A 16,578-nucleotide genomic window follows, 5' to 3' on the forward strand; every position below is an offset into this window, starting at 1 on the left:
AGTGCATGCCAGCCATTGATCCGTTCACGCAAATCAATCGATGCATGGAAGAGGTCGAGGCCTCCATCCTCGAACTGGAAAAGTCCACGGGAAACAGCGCCCTGATCGAGCGCATCTGGAACGCCCTGGGCCTGAACGCGCTGCGGCTTTCCTCCCCCATGCCCGCTTCCCTGCTGGATCTGCTCAAGGACGGGGTCGTGCAGCCGGACCAGAAAACCGTGGATGTCCTTCTGGAACTCAGCGACGTGGTTCAGAGGCTGCTGCACCATGTAGCCGAGACCGTGCACGGCCCGCGTAGCCCCGAACCCTCGGCCTCCACTCGATCCGCCACGGAGGAACCGCTTGAGGAACGGTTTGAGAGTTCTCGGGAGGAAGAGGTATCCCCGGACATCCATCCAACACCGGATTCATCCCAGGCAGAAGCGACCGAAAACTCTATCGTCTCCGTCCCGGCCACGGCACCCGCCAGGCAGGAAACCGCGGTCCAGACCATGAAAGTCAGCACCGGCAAGCTGGACCGGGTAATGCAGCTCGTTTCGGAACTGGCGGTCTCCCGCACCGTTTTGTCCCAGCACCCGCATATCCACTGCGCCGGAGGGAAGGACGTGGAAGTCGGCCTGTTGGAGATGGCCGGTTTTTTGGACAATCTGCTGGTGGAACTGACGGATATCCGCAGGGTCCCGCTGCACTCCACGTTCGTGCGCATGACGCGACTGGTCAGGGAGCTGGCCGGGCAGACCGGCAAGCAGGTTGAACTGACCTGCTTGGGCGGGGAGGTGGAACTGGATAAGACCATTGTGGACGAACTTAACGATCCTTTGCTCCACCTGCTTCGCAACGCCGTGGATCACGGCATTGACCCTCCGGAACAGCGTCGAGCCCTGAACAAGCCCGAACAGGGACGCATTGTGCTGCGAGCCACCTATCAGGACGACGCGGCGATCATCGAGATCCAAGATGACGGCAAAGGCATTGATGCGGACAAGGTGCTCCAGAAAGCCAGGGAAAATGGGCTCATCGACGAGCGCAAAAACTACTCCTCCAGAGATATTTTTAGCCTGATCCTTCTGCCTGGCTTCTCCACCGCCGGCACGGTCAGCAACATCTCCGGCCGCGGCGTGGGCATGGACGTGGTGGCCCAGGGACTCAAGGCCATGGACGGGGAACTGGAAATTTCCAGCGAAAAGAACCAGGGAACCACCTTTAAAATCCGGATTCCCAAACGGCGCAACCTGACCGGCATTTTCAAGGGCATGGAGGTCAAGGTCGGCGGACACCTTCTGCTCATCCCCTCCCAGGTGGTCTCCGAAATCCAACATATCGACGCTGGCAAGGTGTCGACCATGGCCGGGGGGCGGGAAGTGGCTACGATCCGGGGCCATGTCTATTCCCTGGTGCGCCTGGATGTTGTCCTCGGCTGTGACGCAATATGCGGTGATGCTCAGGATGTGTACGTGGTTCTCGTGGAGGTCGGCGGGGAACGGGTAGCCTTCGTGGTGGACGAAGTCCTCGGCGAAGGCCAGGCCGTGGTCCGATCACTGGTCGGCTATCGGCGGATTTTCGACATTCCTTTGTTTTCCGGAGTGGCCCTGATGGGGGACAGAATGGGGCTGGTGCTGGACGTGGACCACTTGATGGCCGAGGCTTTCAAGAGACCTCCGGTGCGGTGCCGCATGACATGCTGATGAGCCTGGTCCGTGTCGGATCGGCGTTCTCTTGGTGAATCCGCTAACCCTGGAGGGACATTTCGACGGTCCCATCAAGGCGAGCTGAGTGAAAAGATCGGGTCGTTGGCCTGCCTGCGGTTACGGGATATTCCTGGCTGGCGTGTTGTTGTTGGTGATGGAGGCCAAGGGCGTAGAAGGTCAGATGTAGCTTCGCAAGAAGATCGGGCCAAACAAGCGCCATTGTGCTTTGAATGCCGATATTGCCGCTGGATGTGCTTCGCTTGTTCAGCCTACATCAAATGTGTGGCCAGTAATCGCTATGTAGGCCGGATAAGGCGACAGTCTCATCCGGCACTGTGAATCGACATAGTGAATCGGCACGTCAACTCAGTTTTTTTGTCACCGGCTATGATCCCGAAACCACTGTTCCAGTGTGGTGCAGTGGCGGCAAACGCCGCGTTTTTGGAAAACCCGGACCAAGGCCATGCCCATGATGAACCCCCCGATGTGCGCCCACCAGGCGATGCCGCCGCCGATGCCTTGGAATACCAGGGAGAAGAGGCCGGAGACGATCTGGATCAGGAACCAGATGCCCAGGAAGATCACCGCCGGGATTTCGAAAAAGAAGGGCAGAAAGAAGATGGGGACGAAGGCCACCACCCGGGCGTGGGGGTAGAGCAGGAGGTACGCGCCCATGACCCCGGCGATGGCCCCGGATGCGCCGACAACGGGAACCGTGGAGTCCAGGTTGAAGAGTAAATGGGCCAGGATCGCCCCCAGTCCGCAGAGCAGGTAGAACAGGATGAACCGGACCGTGCCCATCACGTCTTCCACGTTGTCCCCGAAAATCCAGAGCATCCACATGTTCAGCAGATAGTGCAGCCATCCGCCGTGCAGGAACATGTGCGTGACCAGGGTCATGGTCCAGTCCGGAGAATAGCCGACCCACTGGGCCCAGGCCGGGTCCGTGGCCCGTGCCGGGACCATGCCGAAGATGTGGGTGAAGCGGAGCAGCTCCCGGTCGGTCATGGTCAACTGGAGGATGAAGACCAGAGTGTTGGCGATGATGATCAGCCACATGCCGTAGGATGGGCTTCGGCTGGGGATGTTGTCGCGAAGTGGGAACATGCTCTCCTCTTAGTATCTACTCAGCACATTTTGTATCCGCCCTTGCTCCGACAATCGGAGTCGGGGTCGCTATCGGAATCGGAATCGGAATCTGAACAGGAAAAATTTGAACGCTTCCCAGCGTTTTCGATCCCGATCCCGATCCCCACTCCGACCCCGACAACGGCATTACTCTATGCTGAATAGTTACTCCCCTTATTCCATTATCTATTTCAAAGCATCTCTTTCGGTGTCGGAATCGGTATCGGGATCGAATTAGGGTTACAGGCGATCAAACATAATCGATCCCGATACTGATTCCGACGCCGACCGATACCTGCATGTTTTGGCGAATAATGTGTTGCCGAGGGAGAGTCGACGTTATGCGGGGTTGCTGTCAGAAGCCTGTTCCGGAGTGACCAAGGCGGTGATCCGGGCCAGAACGCGGCGGACGGCTTGGCGGCGCAGCCATTGCAGGACATCGACCAGGCCGCGTGCTCTCCTGGCGAGTTCGTCTCGCGTGCCCGGGTTGGCCACGACGAGGTGGCAGGCCCGGATTTTTTTTGCTTCGGGCCACTGCCAGGACTCCACATCCGCCAACAGATTCGCGTCCCATCCCCGGTTGGTCAGCAGCCAGTTTCGGCGGCGGTCCGGGTCGCAGGCCAAGCCGACGATCAAGTCGAAGTCCGAAGGCCAGCCGGTTTCCAGCAGCAGGGGCACTTCGGCCGCGGCGACCCTGTGTGTGCGGTGGGTTTGCCAGAAGCTTTCCAGATGGTGCCTGGCCAAAGGATGGATCAGGGCTTCCAGCTCCCGGCGCAGGCGTGGCGTCTCCCGCAAAGCGTTCAGCAGGGCGTGCTTGTCCACCGGGCCTTCGGGATCCGGAATAAAGCGGTCCCCGAAGTTTCTTCGCAAGAGTTCCCAACCATCCCTCCTCGGCTGATACAATTCCGCCACGGCCTTGTCCGCGCTCCAGGTCTGTAAGCCCAGGGCCGCCAATTCGGCCAGGAACAGGCTTTTGCCGCAACCGGGCATCCCGGTCAGGCCGACGCGCTGGGTGGTTCGGGAGCCGGCCAGGATCACCCGGAGCATGTCCTTGGGCGGAGGGAGCACGAAGGATAGAGGCTGGTGGGTGCGCGGATGGGGCAGGCCGAGTTTCCAGGCGTGCAGCATGGGGCGACGGAGCAGGGCGCTCAAACCGGGAACTTCGTCCTGCCAGCCCGTGAACGACGCCGGGCAGTAGGTCGGGTCGCCGAGCAGCGGGTGGCCCACATGGCGCATATGCACCCGGATCTGGTGCGTCCGACCGCTGGCAATGCGCACCTGGACCAGGCTGAAACGGTCTTCGGGCGCGGTCCAGAGCACCCTGTACGCGCTGTGCGCCGGTTTGCCGCCCTTTTCGGTCACGGCCATGCGGGTCTTGGAGGTCGGGTGCCGACCGATGGGAGCGTCCACGACGCCTTCGGCACGAGGGCGGCCATGAACCAGTGCCAGATAGACCTTTTCCACCTCCCGCGCCGCAAAGGCCGAGGCCAGGCGCAGCCGGGCCGGTTCGTTCAGGGCCACGGCCAAGAGGCCCGTGGTGTCCTTGTCCAGACGATGCACGATGCCGGGCCGGGCCGTGTCCATTCCCCCGGCTTGTTTTCCGGCGAGTTCCGGAAAATGATGCAGCAGACGGTGGACCAGGGTGCCTCGGTTTAGCCCGGGCGCGGGATGGACTACCAGATCAGCGGGCTTGTTCAGGATTGCCAGGTCGTCGTCGTGGTAGAGAACGCGCAGTTCGCGATTTTCGGGGGTCAGGCCGGGGCTCGGGACGGCGGCCCGCAGCTCCAACCGGTCCCCGGGGGCCAAGCGGCGACCGGGTCGCAGGCAAGGACTGCCGTTGATTAGGGCCAGGCCGTTCTTGATCCAGGATTGAATGCGGGAGCGGGCCACGCCCAGATCCTCTGCTTGGCCCATCCAGAACTGGTCCAGCCTGACGCCGCCCTGATCCTGAGCGACTATGGCGGTCAGAGGGGCGGCCTGAGCGGCGACCAGAGGAGACGTGCTCGTGGTTGGGTCGGCGGACGAGGACACAAGTGGGGGGAGGGCGAAAGGATCAGCGAGGGGAAAGTCCGCTGGATGTCTCACATGAGACGTCCAGCGAACCTGAAAACTCACCTGTTCGCTACTGGTCCAGGTAGTATTCCACCGTGGTCACCACACGCAGGGTCTTGTTGATCTGCTTGTGTTCCTGCATGTCCGGCGCATTGTCCCGGGGCAGGATCTGGAACAAGCCCTGGTTGGCCCGGCGGATGCCGCCGAGCCGGCTGCCGGAGTCCGCGGCGAACTGTTCCGCGGCCAAGCGAGCGTTCACCGTGGCCTCGGCGATCATTTCCGGTTTGACGTTGTTGAGCCCGGTGAACAGGTAGACCGGACCGCTGGCACCGTATTCCGCGCTGAGCACCACCCCGGCGTCCACCAGTTCGCTGACTCTCTGGCTGGCCGAGGCGATGAGGTCCACGTTTTCGGTGCGGGCCACAAGGATCTGGGTCAGGATGAATCTGGAGTCCACAGGGCCGGAGCGATAGGCCTGGGCCAGCAGGTCGGTGACCTCCAGGGATTGCATTTCCACGGCCTCCCTGGGCAGGCCGTTGCGGACCAGGAATTGGACGACTTTTTCCGCGTCAGCGGCCAGTTGGGCGTGGACCCTGGTCAGGTCGTCGCCCGTGGCCACGAAGCGCATCGGCCAGATGGCCAGATCAGCCTTGACCTCGGTTTCGGCCAGGCCCCGGACCGTCACGAATCGGTCGCCAAGCCGCCCTTCCACGAATCCCTTCCCGATGAAAAAGCCTCCCAAGGTCAATCCAACGGCGACAAGCAGCGCGGCGACGAACAACTTGAGCGGGGAATCGGACATGGTCAACCTCCTTGGGATGACGGGACGAGGGAATTGGTCGCGGCGACGGTGAAAGAGCGTCAGCGCGGCGCGGGCCGCAGGACGTCCTGGCGCAGGATTCGAATTTCAGCCTTGCTTTGCAACTCGGCCACAAAGGCCTGCGTGAACTCGCGTTGCCGGGATTGGAGCAGGGCTTCGCGCCACTCGTCCTGCTCGTCGAGCCACTGCTCTTCCGGGGGGGCGATGCGTTCCTGGACTCGGGCGACGATGAACGCGTCCTGCATCTCGTAGACCTGGGGGAGCCAGTCGCCCACCGGTGCGGCAAAGGCGTCCGCACCCAGGTTCGGATGAAAGCCCAGGCCGGGAATGAAGCCCTGGCGACCGAAGGGAGCGCTGGTTCGCAGCTCTTCGGAGATCTCCGCGGCTTCGGCGGTGATCGACTCCAGGGCCTGTTCGGCCTTGGTCCGGGCGGCTTCCTTGGCCTTTTCCAGGCGCAGTTGGGCCACGACGCGGTCCCGGACCTCTTCCAGAGGACGAACGCGCTGGGGTTCGAAGTCGATGCGCTGAGCCAGCAGATATCCTTCGGCCATGAGGATCGGGGTCTGGGTGATGGCCCCGTCCTGGAGTCCGAAGAGCACGGCCACGGCTTCCGGGGACAAGTCCAATCCGGAGGGGGATTGACCCATGGGAAAGAATTCCGAGGTCCGGAGTTCAAGGTCGAGCTTTTCAGCGGCCTGTTCCAGGGATTCCCCGACAATAATCTGTTCCATGGCCAGGTCCAGGGTTTCGGGCAGTTGCTCCAGAGCGTGCTCCTCAGCCAATCTGATCCGGATGGTCGCGGCCACTTCTTCCAGGGGCACGACGCCGTTATCCCGGCGATCCTCGACCTGAATCAGATGCCACCCGAACGGGCTGCGCACCGGCTCACTGAGCTGACCGGGTTCCAGGGCAAAGGCCGCGTCCTCGAACTCGGCGACCATCTCTCCGCGCCCGAACCAACCCAGGCTTCCGCCCTGAGCCGCCGTGGCGTCCTGGGAGTACTCCCGTGCCATGTCGGCGAAGGACTCCCCGGCCTGAATCCGGACCAGTATTTCCAACAATTCCTCTCGAGCCCTCGCCTGGGCCTCCTCCGTATCGTCCTCGGGCGTGACCAGGATATGCCGGGCGTTGACCTGCTCCGGCAGGGCGTATTCATGGGCCATGGCGGTGTAGTAGGCCACGATCTCTTCCTGGGTGACGCGGGTGGGGTCGGCCAGTTCGGACGGGCTGATGTTCAGGTAGGCGATGCGAATCCGGGCCGGCACCTGAAAGGTGTTCAGTTGCGACTGGTAACTGGCTTCCACGGTTTCCTCGTCGACATCGAAGCCGTCAAGCTCCGTGGTCCAGGGGAACGAAAGATATTCCAGCACGGTTTCTTCTTGCGCGAAGGTGAAAATATCCCGGACCTCCTGGTCGGAAACCGCGGCCGGCAGGGCGATGAAGTCCTGAAGACGCTGGATGATTAGGTCGCCCCGGAAGTCGCGCTCGAACTGGGAAGGAGTCAGGTTGTGGGCCCGCAGAACCGCCTGGTACTGGGCCGGGTCGAAGCGATCCTCCAGGTCGAGGAATACCTGCATGCCGGTAATGGCCTGACGCAGTTCCTGGGCGGAAATATTCAGGCCCAACCGGGCGGCCTCTTGCTCCATGAGCTTGGCATTGACCATCTGGCCGAAAATTTGTCCCCGAAAATCCATCCGCTCCAGTTCGTCCACGCTGACATTGGGGTTTTCCTGGCGTAGGTTGTCCAGCGTCTGCCGGTAAACCCGTTGAAAATCCTCCAGAAACAGAGGACTCCCGTTGATTTCGGCCAGGACGTCGCCCCGCTCGCTACGGAAGCTGCCGACCCCCCAGAAGACGAACACCAGGATGATGATCCCGAATATGACCTTTACGCCCCAGGACTGGGCGTTGCGACGAATGGCGTCAAGCATTGCTGCTCCTTGCGTGATGCCCCGCGGCGAGAGCGCGGGAATAAAGTTTGATTCTATTTCTTGCGGGCTTTGATCAGGTTCAAGAGACCGCCGAATTTGATAATCTCAAGTTCCTTGGGGGTCAAATCATGCCGGACCGGGATGCCCGTGCCGTCTTGCGTTTGCAAGGTTGTTTCCGGGCCCGCGATCAAGGAAGCGCCGGTCAACTCGATCTCCTGCCCCAGGAGCATCCGTCCGTGGTCCTCCGGGTTGGAGAAAACCAAAGGTAAGATGCCGAAGTTGATCAGGTTGGCTTTGTGAATCCGGGCAAAGGATTTGGCCAGGACGACCCGGACCCCCAGGTGGCGGGGGCCGAGGGCCGCGTGTTCACGGCTGGAGCCCTGCCCGTAATTCTCGCCGCCGACAATGATCCCGACCTGGGTCTTTTTGGCCCGGGCCACGAATTCCGGGTCCACGCGGTTGAAGATGTACGCGCTGATGGCCGGGAGGTTGGAGCGCAGGGCCGTGACCGCCGCGCCGCCGGGCAGGATGTGGTCCGTGGTGATGTTGTCCCCGAGAACGATCAGCACCTGGGCCCGGATCGTTTCCGGCAGAGGCGGGAATTCCTCCAGAGGGACGATGTTCGGGCCGCGGAGGATCTCCACGGACGCCGCCTTCTCGGGAGAATCCGGCGGCATGATGAACTGGCGGCGGATGGAGGGCACGTCCGGAGGGAGAAGCGGCTTGTCCGGAGCCGGGCCCCAGGTGGAAGGGGCGGTGATTCGACCGTGCAGGGCGGCCTGAGCCGCGGTTGCCGGTCCGACGAGATAGACTTGGCCGTCCTGGGTGCCGCTGCGACCTTCGAAGTTACGGTTGAAGGTCCGCAGGCTGACCCCTTCGGACGTGGGCGAGCCGCCCATGCCGATGCACGGGCCGCAGGCGCACTCCAGGAGACGGGCCCCACTGTCCAGCAGGGCATCCAGTAGGCCTTCGCGGTTCAACAGTTTGAGAACCTGCTTGGAGCCGGGCGCGATGAGCAGGTCGGTGGTCCGTGCGGCATGCTTGTCTTGCAGCACCAAGGCCGCGGTCTTGAGATCCGTATAGGATGAGTTGGTGCAAGAGCCGATGGCCACCTGATCCACGACCAGTCCATCCAACTCCCGGATAGGAACGACCAAGTCGGGCATGTGCGGCCTGGCGGCCATGGGTTCGATGGCGTCCAGATCAATTTCAACGACATGATCATAGGCGGCGTTCGGGTCTGCTTCCAACGGGGCGAAATCCGTGCTCCGTCCCATGCGTTCCAGAAAGTCGCGGGTCTGGTCGTCGCTGGGGAAGACCGAGGAGGTCGCGCCCAGTTCCGCGCCCATGTTGGTGATGGTGGCCCGCTCCGGTACGGTCAATCCGGCGACTCCGGGCCCGGAGTACTCCAGGACCGCGCCGACGCCGCCCTTGACCGAGAGCATCTGGAGCACGCGAAGAATGACGTCCTTGGCTCCGGCCCAGCCTTGCAGCCGACCGGTCAGGTGAATCCGGAAGACCTTGGGCATGGGAATGACATAGGGTTCGCCGGCCATGGCCAAGGCCACGGACAACCCTCCCGCGCCCATGGCCAGGGAGCCGACTCCCCCGGCGGTGGGGGTGTGGCTGTCCGAGCCGATCAGCGTCTTGCCGGGTTTGGCGAAGTTTTCCAGATGCAGTTGGTGGCAGATTCCGGTGCCGGGAGGGGAGAAGATGATCCCGTAGCGGGCGGCAACGGTGCGCAGAAAACGATGGTCGTCAGGGTTTTGAAAGCCCATCTGCAGCGTGTTGTGGTCCACGTAGCTTACGGAAAGCTCGGTCCGGACCCGATCCAAACCCATGGCCATCCACTGGAGGTAGGCCATGGTACCGGTGGCGTCCTGGGTCAAGGTCTGGTCGATGCGCAGGGCGATCTCAGCTCCGGGCGTCATTTCGCCGGAAACAAGATGTTCGCCGATGATTTTCTGGGTCAGATTGCGTCCCATGGGGGTCCTCATGTCAGGGTTGAAGAGCGGCGTCAGGACGGATGGCTTTGCCTTTCGGCGTCAAGTCCGAACAGACGAATGCGGTTGATCTTGTTGCGTCGGCAGTCGATTTCCACTTGCAGGCGCAGTTTGTTCTGCTGCAACCGGAAAATTTCCTGGGCATGGACGATACCCTCTGAAGGTTTTTCACTGAACAGCAATTCCTTGATCCTGGCGGCGCAGGCGATTTGCTGGGCCTTGAAGTCGTCCAGCTCGACCTCCAGGGCGGCGATGGCCTCGGCCTCAGAGCTTGACGCGGCGTTTGGTGCGTTGGACGTCATTGACTGGAATATCTCCTCTCGCGTCCGACCCGGCCGGACGGCTTTGTCCAGTGGGGCGGCTTGAATTGGTTGCGGCGTGTTTTGGTCGTTGCGCCAGCTGCTGTTCTGGTCGCTGTTCCGGTCGCTGCCCTGGTCGTTTGGCGGATGCCGTGAGAACATGATTGTAGAGCGTCCAGAATCCGGGCCACGACTCGGTCAGTTCTCCAGGGCTTGTCAGATGGATGCCGGGGTGTCTGAAGGCAAGCATGGCCGCGGCCATGGCCCATGCGGCATCCGGGGGAGCGAAGCGCGGGTCGTTGCGCTCGGGTCCTTGCGGCATTGGCTGAAAAAACAGGGATGAGCCCTCCTGACGCCAGGTTCGTCCGGACCAGTTCGCCAAGGCGTTGATCGCGTCTCGGTCGTACTCCAAGGGCAAGCCTTTAAGCATAGCTGCTGCGGGAGCTCCCAAGGCCAGGGCCACGGCCAGGGGCATGGACTGGCAGTGGCCTTGGATGTCGAGGATCGGTTCAGCGGGCCATGGTCCGGCTTGGGTTTGGATTCCTTGCGGGTCGATGGTCACGACGAGTCCGCAGGACCGGAGCAGGGCAAGAAGCGGATCAGTGGTCGGATCGCCCTTGGGCCACCGACCCTCGAGGCGCATGGCCCACCCCGTGATGCGCGACCAGATCAGCAGCATGGCGCACAGGGTGCGGTCCAAGGGGACTTGGAAGAGAGAGGGGGGGGCAGATAAATCACCTGGCGAGGCATCAGGTAGTCCATCGCGTGAGAAATCTGGTGAATGGTTCTGGGGATGGCCGCCGGGCAGGCGAGGCAGGGCGTGGGAAACCGTGATCGCGTCGGGCTGAACGCTGTAGGGAACTCCGTACAGGTCGTACATCTCGGTGATGGCTTCCATTTTGTGCCTGAGTCCGGAGAGTCCGTCAGGTCTGTCCCAGGTTAGGCGCAGTCCTTGTGAATAAAAGGGAGCGGCGACCAACAGAGCGATAGTCAACTCTACGGGCGTTTCGCCGTCAATCTGCGCGTGTTCGGGGTTCCCGTTGCATTCCAAGCGGACCGGAAGCCCGGGAGCGTGCGGGTTGAGCTGGTGCAACCGGGCTCCAAGACGGGGAAGGAACTGCTGCCACGGTTTGAGGGCGAGCATCTTCAGTGAGCCGGAGCCGCTGAATTTGGCGATCCCTGGGCGGGCCAGGGCCGAAGCGAGCAGCAGAGCCAAGGTGAAGGGGCTTTGCCCGACATGAACGGTTTTTTGGTCGAAGTCCAATTCGGATACCCGTCTCGGGGTATGGGTCACGAGGTCGCGTTCCCAGGCCAGAGCGGCTCCTACCTGGTTCAGAGCCTTGATCAATTCGATCACGTCGTCGTTGGTCCGCACCGGGCGTGTCCGAGCGGCGGCATTGGCCGCCGTTGCCCAGTATATCGCGATTTCGGCCCGGAGAAGGTCCGTCGGTCCGGGAAGCGCCACGGGAGCTTTGGGAGAGCCGGGGCGAAGAATCCAGGGCTTGGCGCTTCGAACGTCTTTTTGTTCGCCCAGGATGTAACCGAGATTGTTGCACTGAGAGAGCAATTGATGCCAGTGTTTGGATCGACCGCCCTCCTCCGGCTGGAGCACGTTCTCCCAGGCGGCCCACAAGGCTTTTTCCAGGTTTTGGAGGGCGGAACGATTCGAAGCGGCGCGTGAAGAATCCCCCTTTCGCCGGGCGGCAATTTCAGCAAGGAGCCTGGATCGGCGCAGCAGCGCGGCGGCAACGTTGCGTTCTTCTCGCAGCAATCGCTCCTCAAGGCGGTAAAGAGGTTCCCGCCTCTCCGCGCCGCCGTCAGGCGCAGTGGGGCTGGGTATGGCCCCGGAAGTGTTTTCGTGCGGGCTTCCGATTTCTCTATCAGGGTCGCTTTGTTGGGAGTAAGAAGGGCGGTTGTTCATGGTTGTCCTTTCGTGAAACGCTCGTATTTATCCAGATTTGCATCGGGATACAAGTCTTGGAATCAATATGAAATGCCGAAGCATTTCGGCGAGACCGAGAAAAACAAAAAAAGGGTTGAAAAAGGATTTCGCATGGGGTAGACAGTCCGCAATCATTAAGAAGAAGCTGGCAAAATGCAAGGTTTGGCAAACGGCCCAACCAGCAAGCCCAGCCAGCAAGCCCAAATTCTTCTTGCTCGGAACGCGAATCGTTTGCAGTGGATGCTGATTGATTGGTTCGGCGAGCTGGTGGTTACAGCAAAGTCAGTGGCCATCCCCCTCGAGTGACCGACTCCGAGTTTAAATTTTCGAAACTCACTGGAGTTTCCCGCATGGACAGTTTGCCTAAATGATTCGCCTTGCTTTCTTTTCGTTTTTTTCATTAGCCTCCGCTATACGGCCCGCTCCACGTTGCCCGTCAGCGTCCGCGTGGTTGTTTTGGACTTTGTCGGTTGACACTTTTAGAACCGCTTGTTAAATATTGCACAAGCGCTTCGGTATTATAGCGAGTACCCCGTTTTCGGCACGCGACGGAGCACGTCTGCAATTGTTTTGTTGTGGCGCACCGACGCCTACCGGGGATGTCTTAAACCATAACCCAAACAACTGGAAAAGGAGACAAAACTATGTCTGGATTGGTTCCGCCGCATGGAGGCAAGGGATTGACGGAATGTCTGCTTCAGGGCGCTGAGCTGGAAGCGGAGAAGAAAAAGGCTCAGGGCTTGAAGAAGATCGAGCTCGCTCCTCGTGAGAAGGGCGACGTTTTGATGATGGGCATTGGTGCCTTCAGCCCGTTGACCGGGTTCATGTCCAAGGCCGATTGGAAGGGCGTCTGCGAAAAAATGTTGCTGACCGACGGGACATTCTGGCCCATCCCGGTGACCCTTTCCGTTTCCCAGGAAGATGCCGCCGCCATCAAGGAAGGCGACGAGATCGCTCTGTACGATTCCAAGTATGATGAAATTCTGGCCACCATGAAGGTCGACGAAAAGTACGAGTTGACCGAGGCCGAGAAGAAGTTCGAGTGCGAAAAGGTCTTCATGGGCGAGGGCACCAAGACTCCCGAAGACTTCTGGAAGGTGCACGCCGAGGATCCGCATCCGGGCGTGGACATGGTTCTGGGCCAGAAGCCGGTCAGCCTGGCTGGAAAGATCAAGGTTCTCTCCGAGAGCCACTATCCCAAGACCTATCCCGGCGTGTACATGCGCCCCTCCGAGTCCAGGAAGATCTTTGAAGAAAGGGGATGGAACACGGTTGCCGCCCTGCAGTTGCGCAACCCCATGCACCGCTCCCATGAATTCCTGGCCAAGATCGCCATTGAAGTCTGCGACGGCGTGTTCATTCACTCCCTTGTGGGCAACCTGAAGCCCGGCGACATCCCCGCTGAATGGCGCGTGAAGTGCATCGACACCCTGATCAAGGGCTATTTCGTGGAAAAGAACGTAGTTCACGGCGGCTATCCCATGGACATGCGCTACGCCGGTCCTCGTGAAGCTCTGCTGCACGCCACGTTCCGCCAGAACTTCGGCATCTCCCACATGATCATCGGTCGCGACCACGCCGGCGTGGGCGACTATTACGGCATGTTCGAAGCCCAAACCATCTTCGACAAGATCCCCTATGCCAAGGAAGCTTGCCCCACTCCCGGTCAGGCCCTGGTCTGCAAGCCGCTGAAGATCGACTGGACCTTCTACTGCTTCAAGTGCGACGGCATGGCCTCTCTGCGCACCTGCCCGCACACCAAGGAAGACCGGGTCATCCTGAGCGGCACCAAGCTGCGCAAGTTGCTCTCCGAGGGCGGCGACGTGCCGGATCACTTCGGTCGCGATGAAGTCTTGGTCATCCTGCGCGAGTACTACGCCAGCCTGACCGAGAAGGTCGAGATCAAAATGCACAAGGCCGCCGCTGGTTGATCGATTTTGATTCATTAGCCGTACAGCCGGGAGACCGACGTCTCCCGGCTGTTCATATAGGCTTGGTTGTTTTTCAACACTACAACACCTGAGGAGGACGAATTATGCCTACTTTTGTCAATCCGGAGAAATGTGACGGTTGCAAGGGTGGTGAAAAGACAGCATGTATGTACATCTGTCCGAACGACCTGATGATCCTGGATGCCCAGGAAATGAAGGCGTTCAACCAGGAACCCGATGCTTGCTGGGAGTGCTACTCCTGCGTGAAGATTTGCCCCCAGGGCGCCATTGAAGCCCGTCCCTACGCCGACTTCGCCCCCATGGGCGGCACCAGCATCCCGCTGCGTTCCGGCGACGCCATCATGTGGACCATCAAGTTCCGCAACGGGAACATCAAGCGCTTCAAGTTCCCCATCCGGACCACCGCTGAAGGCTCCATCAAGCCCTATGAAGGTAAGCCCGAGCCCGGCGATTTGGAAAATGAACTGCTCTTCACCGAGACCGAGCTGAAGAAGCCCGCCGAAGTGGTGAACAAGAAGTTCGAGTTTACCAACGCCGACTACACCCAGTGCTGGACCGAGCCGACCTGCGGCGCCTAGCGCGTGCAAGTCTTCACTGACTCATTTTAGCAACCCCCAAAAATCTCTCAGGAGGATTTCGCATGACCACAATTCCTTCAAAAATCGCCCCCCAAGGGGTGCCGATCGCTGAACCGGAAGTTGTTACGATCGAAAAAGACGTGCTGATCATCGGCGGCGGCATGGCCGCTTGCGGCACCGCCGTTGAAATCAAGCCCTGGGCCGACAAGCACGGCGTGAGCTACATCATGGTCGACAAGGCCGCTCTGGAGCGCTCCGGCGCGGTTGCCCAGGGTCTGTCCGCCATCAACACCTACCTTGGCGACAACACCCCGGACGACTATGTCCGCATGGTCCGCACCGACCTGATGGGCGTTGTCCGCGAAGACCTGATCTTCGACCTGGGCCGCCACGTGGACGATTCCGTGCACCTGTTCGAAGAGTGGGGCCTGCCCTGCTGGGTCAAGGAAGGCGATCACAACCTGGACGGCGCTCAGGCCAAGGCCAAGGGCCTGTCCCTGCGCACCGGCGCCAAGCCGGTTCGTTCCGGTAAGTGGCAGATCATGATCAACGGCGAATCCTACAAGGTCCTCGTGGCCGAGGCCGCCAAGAACGCCATCGGTCAGGACAACTACCTGGAGCGCATCTTCGTGGTGAAGCTGCTTCTGGACGCCAACACCCCGAACCGGGTCGCCGGCGCCGTGGGCTTCTCCCTGCGCGACAACAAAGTATACGTCTTCAAGTGCAACGCCTGTCTTGTTGCCAGCGGCGGCGCTGTGAACGTGTACCGTCCCCGCTCCGTCGGCGAAGGCAAAGGCCGCGCCTGGTATCCGGTCTGGAACGCTGGTTCCGGCTACACCCTGGTCGCTCAGGCCGGCGGTGAAATGACCATGATGGAAAACCGGTTCTGCCCGGCCCGCTTCAAGGATGGTTACGGTCCGGTCGGCGCGTGGTTCCTGCTGTTCAAGGCCAAGGCCGTCAACGCCCTGGGCCAAGACTACTGCGTGACCAACGACGACATGATCAAGGGATACCGTGAGAAGGGCTATGCCAAGGGTCACATCATCCCGACCTGTCTGCGTAACCACATGATGCTGGAAGAAATGCAGGCCGGACGCGGTCCGATCTACATGGACACCGCCACCGCCCTGCAGACCACCTTCGCCACTTTGGACAAGAAGCAGCAGAAGCACCTTGAGTCCGAAGCCTGGGAAGACTTTCTCGACATGTGCGTCGGCCAGGCCAACCTGTGGGCCTGCATGAACATCGAGCCCGAAAAGGTCGGCTCCGAGATCATGCCCACCGAGCCCTATCTGCTGGGTTCGCACTCCGGTTGCTGCGGCATCTGGTGCTCCGGTCCGGACGAAGAATGGGTTCCGGACAGCTACAAGATCAAGGCCGACAACGGCAAGGTGTACAACCGGATGACCTCGGTCAACGGCTTGTTCATCGCCGGTGACTGCGTCGGCGCTTCCGGCCACAAGTTCTCCTCCGGCTCCCACGCCGAGGGCCGCATTGCCGCCAAGCAGCTGGTGCGCTGGGTCGTGGACCACAAGGACTACAAGCCCGCGATCAAGGAAACGGACGATGACCTGAAGAAGATGATCTACGCTCCGTTCTACAACTACGAAGCCGGCAAGTCCGCCTCCACCGACCCGGTGGTCAACCCGATGTACATCACTCCCCGCAACTTCATGGATCGTCTGATGAAGGCCACGGACGAGTACGGCGCGGGAACCTCCACGTACTACCGGACCTCCGCGAAGCTGCTTGAGACCGGTATGACCCTGCTGGACATGCTGGACGAGGACTCCAAGAAACTGGCCGCCCGCGACCTGCACGAACTGCTGCGTTGCTGGGAGCAGTACCACCGCCTGTGGACCGTTCGTCTGCACATGCAGCACATTCAGTTCCGCACGGAAACCCGGTACCCCGGCTTCTACTATCGCACCGACTTCCCCGAGTTGAACGACGACGAGTGGAAGTGCTTCACCAACTCCAAGTACGATCCGATCAAAAAGGAAACCACCTTCTATAAGGTGCCTTTGGTTCAGATCATTCCGTAAATCACGGAACATCAGCTGCGGGCCGCGAGGCCCGCAGCTTTTTCTTTCCCTCCACTGGACAAAAGAGGGTATCCCTGGTTTAATTCTCTGTTGCAGGCGTGAATTCGGGTGAATTCACGATTTCAGCCGAGGTTTAGGCC

The 16,578-nt window shown here is 60.8% G+C and carries 11 protein-coding genes; 4 read left to right on the forward strand and 7 right to left on the reverse strand.

The features are described 5' to 3' along the window. Nucleotides 1-5: 5 nt before the first annotated feature. Entirely contained in the window at nucleotides 6-1,685 is a 1,680-nt protein-coding gene (locus DESLA_RS0115835; protein WP_084032125.1) for a chemotaxis protein CheA, read from the forward strand. 381 nt (nucleotides 1,686-2,066) lie between these two features. Here the strand turns inward: DESLA_RS0115835 and DESLA_RS0115840 are convergent, their stop codons facing one another. The 7 genes from DESLA_RS0115840 to DESLA_RS0115870 all read right to left on the reverse strand — a co-directional run bounded on the left by DESLA_RS0115840 (nucleotide 2,067) and on the right by DESLA_RS0115870 (nucleotide 11,842). Continuing rightward, nucleotides 2,067-2,795, reverse strand: a complete 729-nt coding sequence (locus DESLA_RS0115840; protein WP_028573220.1) for a rhomboid family intramembrane serine protease — start codon at nucleotides 2,793-2,795, stop codon at nucleotides 2,067-2,069. 360 nt (nucleotides 2,796-3,155) lie between these two features. Beyond that, a complete protein-coding gene (locus tag DESLA_RS20965) occupies nucleotides 3,156-4,901 on the reverse strand; it encodes a dephospho-CoA kinase (protein ID WP_156932995.1) in 1,746 nt (581 codons plus the stop codon). Between the two features lie 37 nt (nucleotides 4,902-4,938). Further along, the gene (locus DESLA_RS0115850; RefSeq protein WP_028573221.1) at nucleotides 4,939-5,670 is read right to left on the reverse strand and encodes an SIMPL domain-containing protein; all 732 of its coding nucleotides are present in this window, start codon (nucleotides 5,668-5,670) and stop codon (nucleotides 4,939-4,941) included. Between the two features lie 59 nt (nucleotides 5,671-5,729). Beyond that, entirely contained in the window at nucleotides 5,730-7,619 is a 1,890-nt protein-coding gene (locus DESLA_RS0115855) for a SurA N-terminal domain-containing protein (protein ID WP_028573222.1), read from the reverse strand. 53 nt (nucleotides 7,620-7,672) lie between these two features. Then, nucleotides 7,673-9,604, reverse strand: coding sequence for an aconitate hydratase (locus DESLA_RS0115860; protein ID WP_028573223.1), 1,932 nt, complete (start codon nucleotides 9,602-9,604; stop codon nucleotides 7,673-7,675). A gap of 32 nt (nucleotides 9,605-9,636) precedes the next feature. Further along, on the reverse strand, nucleotides 9,637-9,924 hold the full coding sequence (locus DESLA_RS0115865) for a hypothetical protein (RefSeq protein ID WP_028573224.1): 288 nt from the start codon (nucleotides 9,922-9,924) through the stop codon (nucleotides 9,637-9,639). Beyond that, nucleotides 9,887-11,842, reverse strand: coding sequence for a hypothetical protein (locus DESLA_RS0115870; protein ID WP_156932996.1), 1,956 nt, complete (start codon nucleotides 11,840-11,842; stop codon nucleotides 9,887-9,889). Before DESLA_RS0115870 ends, DESLA_RS0115865 begins: the two co-directional genes overlap by 38 nt. Before the next feature lie 665 nt (nucleotides 11,843-12,507). On the opposite strand from DESLA_RS0115870, the gene sat reads away from it, so the two are divergent. From sat to aprA, 3 genes are all read left to right on the forward strand, one after another. Beyond that, nucleotides 12,508-13,794, forward strand: a complete 1,287-nt coding sequence (gene sat, locus DESLA_RS0115880; RefSeq protein WP_028573226.1) for a sulfate adenylyltransferase — start codon at nucleotides 12,508-12,510, stop codon at nucleotides 13,792-13,794. A 104-nt stretch (nucleotides 13,795-13,898) separates the two neighbouring features. After that, nucleotides 13,899-14,393, forward strand: coding sequence for an adenylyl-sulfate reductase subunit beta (gene aprB / locus DESLA_RS0115885; RefSeq protein WP_028573227.1), 495 nt, complete (start codon nucleotides 13,899-13,901; stop codon nucleotides 14,391-14,393). Between the two features lie 62 nt (nucleotides 14,394-14,455). Continuing rightward, nucleotides 14,456-16,438 carry an adenylyl-sulfate reductase subunit alpha gene (aprA, locus tag DESLA_RS0115890; protein WP_028573228.1) on the forward strand — a complete coding sequence of 661 codons (1,983 nt, stop codon included), beginning with the start codon at nucleotides 14,456-14,458 and terminating at the stop codon, nucleotides 16,436-16,438. Nucleotides 16,439-16,578 lie beyond the last annotated feature (140 nt).

This window comes from Desulfonatronum lacustre DSM 10312 (assembly GCF_000519265.1).
Classification (GTDB): Bacteria; Desulfobacterota; Desulfovibrionia; order Desulfovibrionales; family Desulfonatronaceae; genus Desulfonatronum; species Desulfonatronum lacustre.

Excerpts from the sequence above, each read along its gene's own strand:
- DESLA_RS0115855 (WP_028573222.1), bottom strand. The coding sequence starts at position 7,619 with ATGCTTGACGCCATTCGTCGCAACGCCCAGTCCTGGGGCGTAAAGGTC.
- aprB (WP_028573227.1), top strand. The coding sequence starts at position 13,899 with ATGCCTACTTTTGTCAATCCGGAGAAATGTGACGGTTGCAAGGGTGGT.
- DESLA_RS0115840 (WP_028573220.1), bottom strand. The coding sequence starts at position 2,795 with ATGTTCCCACTTCGCGACAACATCCCCAGCCGAAGCCCATCCTACGGC.
- DESLA_RS0115850 (WP_028573221.1), bottom strand. The coding sequence starts at position 5,670 with ATGTCCGATTCCCCGCTCAAGTTGTTCGTCGCCGCGCTGCTTGTCGCC.
- DESLA_RS0115870 (WP_156932996.1), bottom strand. The coding sequence starts at position 11,842 with ATGAACAACCGCCCTTCTTACTCCCAACAAAGCGACCCTGATAGAGAA.
- sat (WP_028573226.1), top strand. The coding sequence starts at position 12,508 with ATGTCTGGATTGGTTCCGCCGCATGGAGGCAAGGGATTGACGGAATGT.
- DESLA_RS0115835 (WP_084032125.1), top strand. The coding sequence starts at position 6 with ATGCCAGCCATTGATCCGTTCACGCAAATCAATCGATGCATGGAAGAG.
- aprA (WP_028573228.1), top strand. The coding sequence starts at position 14,456 with ATGACCACAATTCCTTCAAAAATCGCCCCCCAAGGGGTGCCGATCGCT.
- DESLA_RS0115865 (WP_028573224.1), bottom strand. The coding sequence starts at position 9,924 with ATGACGTCCAACGCACCAAACGCCGCGTCAAGCTCTGAGGCCGAGGCC.
- DESLA_RS0115860 (WP_028573223.1), bottom strand. The coding sequence starts at position 9,604 with ATGGGACGCAATCTGACCCAGAAAATCATCGGCGAACATCTTGTTTCC.